The following is a 2,866-nucleotide window of genomic DNA, read 5'->3' on the forward strand; positions in this document are numbered from 1 at the left end:
GAAACGCATGCGCGACAGCGTTGAGGAACAGGTTGGTCAGCACCTGGCCGTAAGGACCCGGATAGCTGTTCATCATCAGGTTGGGCTGGCACTCGACGTTGAGCGTCAGATTGTGCTTGCGCAGGCCCGGCCGCAGGCTCATGACGACCTGCTCGGTGAGGTCGCCGAGATCGAAGGTCCGCTGGTCCGAATAGTTGCGATCCGCCGCCACCTGCTTGAACGACTGGATCAGTTCCGCCGCACGGTTGAGGTTGGAGACGAGCTGCGAGGACGCGTCGCGGCTGGTGTTGAGATACTCGTTGAGTGTGGATCGCCGCAATTCGCCGCGCTCGACCTCGGCGGAAAACGTCGCGGTCTTGCGCTCCAGCGCGGACGCGACCGTCAGGCTGATGCCGACGGGATTGTTCACCTCGTGCGCGACGCCCGCCACCAGCCGTCCGAGCGCGGCGAGCTTCTCCGCCTCGATCAGCGAGGCCTGCGTCTCGCGCAGATTGCGCAGCGCGGTCTCGGCGGCTTCCTTGGCCTTGCGCATCTCCTGCTCGCCGCGCTTGCGCTCGCCGATGTCGAGCGCCACGGTGACGATCCGCTCGATCTCGCCGTCGGCATCGAGCAGCGGCAGCTTGTTGACCAGCCACTGGCGCATGTTGCCGGAGGAGTCCTTGTACTCCTCCTCGTAGAAGCCGAGCCCCCTGCGCAGGCTCAGCACCCTCTTGTCGTTCTCGTCGGTCTTCGCCGCGCCGTAGCGCGACATCAGGTCGCCGGTGGTGCGGCCGATCGCGTCCGCCGGCTCGATGCCGAAAATTCCGGCCATGTAGCGGTTCATCAGCACGTAGCGCAGGTCGCGGTTCTTGACGTTGATCACCGCCGGCACGGTGTCGATGACCTGTTGCAACAGGCGCCGGCCTTCGGCGATCGCGTCTTCGGCGCGCTTCTGGTCGGTGATGTCCCGCAGCGTACCCTCGTAGCGGATGATCCGACCCTGCTCGTCGCGCACGGCGGTCGCGCTGTCGGCGAGCCACAGGATGTCGCCGCTGCGCCGACGCACCTGGTACTCGAACTCGCGCACCATGCCGTCGCGCTCCATCAGCCGCTGATACTCCGCGCGTGCCTCGGGGTGCACGTAGATCGTATGCGCGATGTCGCTGACGCTATCGATCAGATGCTGCGGGCTGTCATAGCCCATCATCCGCGCCAGCGCGGGGTTGGCGTTGAGCAGGTCGCCGGCCGGCGTGGTGACGTAAATGCCGTCTACGGATCCCTCGAACAGCTTGCGATAGCTTTCTTCGGCGAGACGCTGCTCGGCAAGCGCGCGCACCGCCGCTTCGCGCGCGGTGTCGGCATCCACCAGCGTGTGGCGGAACACCTCCGCTGCGCGGGCGATGTCGCCGATCTCGTTATCGACGTCGGTCGCCGGAATGGACGTCTTCTTCTCGCCCGCCGCGAGCGACCGGATCGAGCTTGCGATCTTGGCCAGCGGGCGCACGGTGCGGCGGACCACGAACCACGCCGCGCCGATGCCGATCAGCACGCCGATGGTACCGAGCACGATGCTTTGCCATTTCGCTTCCGCCAGCGTCCGCGCGAAATCGCGCGACAGCACGTGCCCGCGCCGCGCGCTGACCTCGCGCAGCAATTCAGTGACGCGCCCGATCAGCCGTCCCTCGGAGCCGAGCACCTCGCGGTCAATGTCCGCGATCTGTCGCTCCCGCACCGCGACCGCGATGATGGCTTCGGCATAGTCGTCGACCGCCGATTTCATCGCTGCGTCGGCGATCGTTATTGCCCGCATGGCTTGCGCCGCCTGCTCCGCCGCGGACGGATTGCGCGCCAGCAGGGCCAGCGCGATCCGGCTCTGCGCGTCGAACAATCGAGAGGCGAGCTCGCGATCCGGCGTCGCAGCGACGGTCGCGTCGAACCGATCGCGCAACGGCGCCAGTCCAGCGATCAACTGGGCGCGGCGATCGATCAGGGTCGATATCCGCTCCAGGCCGCTGCGATAGGTCGCGAGCCGCTCGGTAACCCCGTCGATCATATCCTGCTGCTCGGGCGCAAGCTCGATGCGGGTCTTCTTCAGGATGTCGCCGAGCGTGGTGGCGGCCTCGCCGAGCTGCTTGAACTGGATGCCCGTGCCGGGATCGGTGACGAAGTCCCGCGCCGCAAGCCGCAGCTCGTTCATGCGCCGGTCGATGTCCTCGGCGAGATCACCGACGCTCTGCAGCCGCTGCAGCTCGGCGAAGGTCGCGTCGATATGCCTTATCGCGATCACGCTCGCGGTCGAGGTGACGATGATCACGGCCAGCACCAACAGGAAGCTGCCGAAGGTCAGTTGGCCGATCGAAAGCGAAAACGGCCGCTTCTTCTCGGGATTCGACGTCGATTCGGCGGGCATCGTCGTGGGACCGGCTCTCCTGGCGACCGCAATATACGACGTATTCCAGGCCGGGGGGAGTAGATGACGAAGGCGGCCGCCGGCGGAGTCACGCTGCGGGGCCACCATGTCACGCCGTCCGTTCGCGTCAAAACCGGGCGGACCTCACCGGGTCGGCAGCCACAATAGTTCGCTACATATCGAAGTATGTCAGCCGGCAGCCGTCACCTCGAACACCTCGCCGTCATAGCCGGCCTCGCGGGGGATGCGGAGCTGGCGGCCGGTCGCGGTCTTGGTCAGAACCGGCATCACGGTAACGATCGACAGGCCGCTTGCATCCTCGAGCGCGGCCTTCACGCTCGATTGCTTGGCGAGCCGGATCAGGTTGCGCGTGGTCGGAAACGGCAGCTTGAAGCGGCCGTTCCCGCCGCCCTCCACCGCCTCGCGCGGGGACACCCAGATCGAGTCGGTGGATTCCTTGCCGTCATGGGCGCCGAG

The 2,866-nt window shown here is 66.6% G+C and carries 1 protein-coding gene and 1 pseudogene; both read right to left on the reverse strand.

The annotated features are described in order from the left end of the window. The coding region (locus KGM94_RS24685; RefSeq protein ID WP_300265198.1) for a PAS domain S-box protein at positions 1–2,389 on the reverse strand (2,389 nt) is incomplete at its 3' end. A gap of 189 nt (positions 2,390–2,578) precedes the next feature. Further along, positions 2,579–2,866 (reverse strand): annotated as a pseudogene (locus tag KGM94_RS24690) (NUDIX hydrolase); the annotation flags it as partial.

It is taken from the genome of Bradyrhizobium sp., from assembly GCF_028868675.1.
GTDB lineage: Bacteria > Pseudomonadota > Alphaproteobacteria > Rhizobiales > Xanthobacteraceae > Bradyrhizobium.